At 67.3% G+C, this 5,366-nt stretch carries 6 protein-coding genes; 4 read left to right on the top strand and 2 right to left on the bottom strand.

Annotated features, from left to right (window positions below; genetic code table 11):
• The 3 genes from ACFV5N_RS24175 to ACFV5N_RS24165 all read left to right on the top strand — a co-directional run.
• Positions 1-804, top strand: an 804-nt coding sequence (locus ACFV5N_RS24175; RefSeq protein ID WP_385603598.1) for a DUF885 domain-containing protein, incomplete at its 5' end; no start/stop codon positions are given.
• Between the two features lie 394 nt (positions 805-1,198).
• Entirely contained in the window at positions 1,199-1,474 is a 276-nt protein-coding gene (locus ACFV5N_RS24170; RefSeq protein WP_385603595.1) for a hypothetical protein, read from the top strand.
• Positions 1,471-2,007, top strand: coding sequence for an NUDIX domain-containing protein (locus ACFV5N_RS24165; protein ID WP_385603592.1), 537 nt, complete (start codon positions 1,471-1,473; stop codon positions 2,005-2,007). The genes ACFV5N_RS24170 and ACFV5N_RS24165 overlap by 4 nt, the downstream gene beginning before the upstream one ends.
• Before the next feature lie 48 nt (positions 2,008-2,055).
• Here the strand turns inward: ACFV5N_RS24165 and ACFV5N_RS24160 are convergent, their stop codons facing one another.
• Positions 2,056-2,256, bottom strand: a complete 201-nt coding sequence (locus ACFV5N_RS24160; RefSeq protein WP_385603589.1) for a DUF397 domain-containing protein — start codon at positions 2,254-2,256, stop codon at positions 2,056-2,058.
• The gene (locus tag ACFV5N_RS24155; RefSeq protein ID WP_385603587.1) at positions 2,256-3,077 is read right to left on the bottom strand and encodes a helix-turn-helix domain-containing protein; all 822 of its coding nucleotides are present in this window, start codon (positions 3,075-3,077) and stop codon (positions 2,256-2,258) included. Before ACFV5N_RS24155 ends, ACFV5N_RS24160 begins: the two co-directional genes overlap by 1 nt.
• An 812-nt stretch (positions 3,078-3,889) precedes the next feature.
• Between ACFV5N_RS24155 and fxlM the strand changes: the two genes are divergently transcribed.
• Complete coding sequence (gene fxlM / locus ACFV5N_RS24150; protein ID WP_385603584.1) at positions 3,890-5,080, top strand: methyltransferase, FxLD system; 1,191 nt, start codon at positions 3,890-3,892, stop codon at positions 5,078-5,080.
• The last annotated feature ends 286 nt before the right edge of the window (positions 5,081-5,366 follow it).

Below are 5,366 nucleotides of genomic sequence, written 5' to 3'. Positions count from 1 at the left end.
GCGATCGACGGTGAGGAGGAGATGCGGGTCTGGCTCCAGGAGCTGATGGAGCGGGCGATCCGCGATCTGGACGGTACGCACTTCGATCTGGCCGACCCGATCAAGCGGGTGGAGGCCCGGATCGCCCCGCCCGGCAGCGCGGCGGCCCCGTACTACACCCGGCCCTCGCTGGACTTCGCCCGCCCGGGCCGCACCTGGCTGCCGACGCTGGGCGAGACCCGCTTCCCGGTGTGGAACGTCGTCTCCACCTGGTACCACGAGGGCGTCCCCGGCCACCATCTCCAGCTGGCGCAGTGGGTGCTGGTGCAGGAACGCCTCTCCCGCTTCCAGGTCAGCGTCGGCTCGGTGAGCGCGGCGACCGAGGGCTGGGCGCTCTACGCCGAGCGGCTCATGGACGAACTCGGCTATCTGACCGACCCGGCGCACCGGCTCGGCTACCTCTCCGGCCAGATGCTGCGGGCGGTGCGGGTGATCATCGACATCGGCATGCACCTGGGACTGAAGGTCCCGGCGGGCGAGAGCTACCACCCGGGCGAGGTGTGGACGCCGGAGCTGGCCACCGAGTTCTTCCGGATCCACACCGGGACGGAGCCGGAGTACACGCGCTCCGAGCTGACCCGCTACCTCGGTATGCCGGGGCAGGCGATCAGCTACAAGCTCGGCGAACGCGCCTGGCTGACCGGCCGCGAGGCGGCCCGCACGGCGCGGGGCGAGGCGTTCGACCTGAAGTCCTGGCACATGGCGGCCCTGTCACTCGGCTCGCTCGGCCTGGACGACCTGACGGACGAACTCGCCGCGCTGTGACGCCGCGGTGACGCGCCCCCGCCCACGTGGTCCCGGCAGGGGTCCGCTTGGGCAGGGCGACCAGCTGGGTGGGCAGTGCGGGCAGGCGGGGGCATGCGCGGGTATCCGCTCCCCGCCTGGGCCCCTTTCATCCGCTCCTGGGACTTGTCCGGTCGATCATGTGACTGGCGGAGCTCCGGGGCGTTGCCCCGGGCATGGCTCGGGGTGATCTCACGGATGCCGAGTGGGAAACCGGTGCGGCGGTTCCTGCCAGTGAGTAACGGACGTTGTGGCAGGTGGCATCGCTTGCCAGCGAGTCCGCGCTGATTTTGCGCGATCTGGGTCTGCTGGACGGGGCGTTGGAGCATGCGGAGGAAGCGGTGCCCTGCGCGAGGCAGGTCGGACGCGCTCACTGGTGCTCAGCCGCATCAGCCAGGTGGATATCCACCTCCGGCGGGGCGACCTGGATGCCGCTGTCGCTGCTGGGCGTGATCTGTTGAGCGCAAGCCCGCTACTCGGGTCGGTCCGGGTGGTACGGCAGTTGGACGAACTCCGCAGTCAGCTGGCGCTGCATGTCGGTTACCGGCCGGTCCGGGAGTACCTGGGGCGGTTGGACGAGTCGCGAAGGGCGGGAATGCTGTTGCTGGCCGACATCGTCCCGCCGCAGTCCCCGGGAGGCATCTCCGCATGACGTCGAGCGCCCCATCACCCACCGATCCCGAAGCCTGGACCGCCTACCTGGCGGAGGGCAATGCCAAGCAGGCCCGCAAACGTGTCTCTGCGGACGCGATCGTCCGCGACCCGCAGGGCCGCGTACTGCTCGTGAAGCCGACGTATAAGCCGGGCTGGGACTTGCCCGGTGGCATGGCGGAGGCGAATGAAGCCCCAGAGGACGCGGTGCGGCGGGAACTTCTGGAGGAGCTGGCCCTGAACGTCAGGCTGCGAGGGCTGCTGGTTCTGGATTGGGTGGCGTCACACGGTCCGTGGGATGACCAGTTCGCGCTGGTCTTCGACGGAGGCTCGCTTCATGAGAGCGAGGTTGGCGCACTCCGGCCGCAGGAGACCGATGGGGAGGTCGGGAAAGTTGCGTTCCTCCGTCCGGGCGCCGCGGCTTCGTTGCTGCCGCAGCGCACGAGCTTGCGATTCTCGGAAGCAATGAATTCTCTGGCGGCTGGCCAGCCTAGCTACTTGCGCAACGGCCGCCCGGTCTTTCCACGGGGCTGAGGCGGAACAGGAGAGCAACCGAGCCCTCCTCCTGGAGGGCTCGGTGAGTCAGATGGCGCCCGTCTTGATGGCGGAGGTGAAGGCAGCCCACGCCTCCTTGTTGACCCGCATTACCCGCTCCGGGAGCTTGGAGTCCCGTACCGGCAGCCTGCCGGTTGCGGTGTCGGCGACCTCGAGGCAGTCTCCGTTCTCTGCCCCGCTGTAACTACTTTTGCGCCAACACCTCTGGCGCAGATCCTCTGTCTTCACTATTCGGACTCTTCCAGGTATCTACGGATTAGAACGGCTGATTCTCGGGTGGAGAGGGCCATGGAACGTGCTACGTCGTACCGCGTCCGCTGTTCGATGACCTTCTCGCCGTCCTCGTCTGAGCTTACGGTCTGGCCGGAGGAGAAGCTTTCGACGTGGGCCCACAAGGCCCCGTTGCTCATCGTCAGCAACGTCAGGCTTCCCCCGAGCAGTGGGTGTAGCCCCTGGCGCCATGGCAGTACCTGGATCTCTGTCCGAGGGCGGTCGCAGGCAGCCAGCAGGCGCTTGAGTTGGGGTCGCATTCCGGCGCCTGCGATGGGTCGCATCAAGGCTGCTTCGTCCATGACTGCCCAGTAGTAGGGGGGATCCTCGCCGTCCAGGATGGCTTGTCGTTCTATGCGGGCTGCGACCTTGGCTGCCACGTCCTCGCGGTCGGCGGCCGGCAAACCTGTGCGGAACAGATCGGTCGCGTACTCACGGGTTTGCAGCAGGCCGGGGATGATCGAGCTGGTGAAAACCTCGATTCGTCGCGCGCTTCTTTCCAGACGCACGTACTCCCTGCTGTACCGGGCGAACTGGATGTCTCTCTCAAGGCTGTGCAACTCGCTCAGGGCACCCTGTGCCTCGTAGAAGGCATCCAAGGCGGCTACCAGCGCACGGGACGCCGGCTGGATGCCCCGTTCGACGCGGGACAAGTAGCTGTAGGCGTATCCGTCAAGCTGTTCGGACAAGGCCCGGAGAGTTAGCCCCCGGTCAGTTCGTAGCTTCCGGATGCGACTCCCGAAGCGGGCGTCGCGCCTCCCTCGGTCTGTCAGCTCCATGGACCCTCCAGCCGTGCAGCACTGTTGACTGCCAGTGCACTGCATCATTTCAGTAACGCGTGCTTGTGGACTAGAGGCTGCCTGTCACGCGATGCTGATTCTGCGCAGGTGGCGAGCGACGGAGCGTCATCGTTCAACTGCGTGCACATGGCAATTCCGCGCGTCCGCATGTGGAGGTGACTTGCGATGACCAGCCGGTGCGCTGCGGGCCTCTGCGGCCATGGATGACCATGGCTGCCGGGGGCAGCATCCACGTTCATCGCCACGCAGCCGGCGGGGCCGTTCGCGAGCGGGGCAGTCCTGAAGGTGCTGCTGAGACAGTGCAATTGGGCGTCTCAGCGCTGCTGAGCAACGTGTTGGCACACGTTCACGCCTTGGCGCCTCATGCGCGTCACGTGGCGGGACGGCGTCTTCCTGCGGGTGGAAGTGTTCGACACGTCCGCGCGTCTTCCGACCGTCGGTGCGGCGCCGGGCTGGGAGGCCGAGTCAGGGCGTGGTCTGTGGATGTTGCAGGCCATGGCGAGCGGGCTCGGGTGGTCCACCCTTCACCCGCCTTACGCGTGGCGCAAGGTGATCTGGTTCGAAATGCCCTATCGATAACCGAAATATTCGTGCACAACTAGTGCACAGCCAGGTCTCTTGTCCTGAGCAGTGCAAAAGGTGGGTGGTGGAAGCCTTCGGATGACACACGCACTCTCAAGGAGTATTCAGGCGAGCACGCTCCGACATCATTATGCCGCTGCGGTGCAGTTCCGCGATGACCTAGGACCACGACAGAAGGCTCAGTTATGACCGTTGAGACAGCGAACCCGATGTCTGCCGATGAGTTTGTTGGTCGGCTCCTCGACGAACTTCGCCCGGAAGGGCTGACGGAGGAGATCGTGGCGGCGATCCGCGAAGTGCCGAGGCACCGCTTCGCGCCGGGGGCGACGTTGGCAGAGGCGTATGCGAACGACGCCGTGATCACGAAGCGGAACGATGCCGGTTACCCGATCAGTTCTGTCTCCGCGCCGTGGGTTCAGGCGCGGATGCTGAAGCTCTCCGGTCTGCGGCGCGGCATGCAGGTCCTGGAGATCGGGTCCGGGGGCTACAACGCCGCGCTGATGGCCTCCATCGTCGGCGAGCAGGGCCGGGTCCTCAGCATCGACATCGACCCGGAGGTCACCGAGCGGGCAGCTCGGCTGCTGGCTGAGACAGGCTACGCGGACCGGGTGAGCGTGCTGTGCGCGGACGGCACGTACGGGGCTCCTGCGGACCTCGTTCCGGAGGGTGGGTGGGACGTCATCATGGTGACCGTCCAGGCCCCGGACCTGCCGCCGGCGTGGTCCGATCAGCTCGCCGAGGACGGTCGGTTGGTCGTGCCGCTGAGCGTGCGTGGCACGCGTCAGGTGATCGCGTTCGAGCATGACGGCGATCACCTGCGGAGCCATGGGCACACGGTGTGCGGGTTCGTCGGGATGCAGGGTGACAACCGGCACGGTGGGCGGACCGTCGACCTGGACGGTCAGGGCCTGCTGCTCACCCTGGGGGACGACCAGGAGGCGGACGAGCAGGCGCTGACGGCCGCCGTCGCGTCCGGGGAGTCCCACACAGTGTGGAGCGGCGTCGTTCTCGGCCCCGGTGAGGGCGTACTTCCGTCCCTGGACCTGTGGCTCATCAGCTCGCTGCCCTGCGCGCGGATCCGAGCCACCGCGGAAGCGGTGGAGGCCGGCCTGAGCGGCTGGACCCTGGAGACCGCCGCGACCTGGCGAGGTGACACCTTCGCCTTCCTGACCATCCGCGCTGCCGAGAACGGCTTCGAGCTGGGCGCCCGCGCCTACGGGCCGGACCGGGCTTCCCTGGCCGGTGTGCTGGCCTCCCAGGTGGAGGCATGGAACGGCAGCGGCCGGCGTGGCACCTTCGAGCCCGTCTTCCGCGCCTACCGCACGGAGTACCCGGTGGACCGTCTGCCCGAGGGACAGGTCATCACGAACCCGTACTCCCGCCTGCTGGTGTCGCACTGAGCACCGGCGTCTTCGATTCCCGGCCGTCCGGCCGGGTCAACCACTGAACCTCCGACTTCAGGGAGCAGAGATATGGCGACTGTGTTAGCGGACGCTTTCGACCTCGACTGTCAGACCAGCGACATCACGGAGATCAGTCCGGGGATGGCCGACTCCGAGCCGTGCACCGCCGATGGCTGCGGGGCCTCCCCGACCACCGGCGCCACCACGGGCTGCGCTGTTCCCGATGGGCCGCCAGTAGCCGGTAACTGCGCCCTCGTGTAGTCCCCACCTGGTCAGCGTCCGG

This window comes from Streptomyces sp. NPDC059853 (assembly GCF_042731495.1).
Lineage (GTDB): Bacteria > Actinomycetota > Actinomycetes > Streptomycetales > Streptomycetaceae > Streptomyces.
Note: the sequence above shows the minus strand (reverse complement) of the source record. Positions and strands in the feature narration are given on the sequence as shown.

Excerpts from the sequence above, each read along its gene's own strand:
- ACFV5N_RS24165 (WP_385603592.1), top strand. The coding sequence starts at position 1,471 with ATGACGTCGAGCGCCCCATCACCCACCGATCCCGAAGCCTGGACCGCC.
- ACFV5N_RS24155 (WP_385603587.1), bottom strand. The coding sequence starts at position 3,077 with ATGGAGCTGACAGACCGAGGGAGGCGCGACGCCCGCTTCGGGAGTCGC.
- fxlM (WP_385603584.1), top strand. The coding sequence starts at position 3,890 with ATGTCTGCCGATGAGTTTGTTGGTCGGCTCCTCGACGAACTTCGCCCG.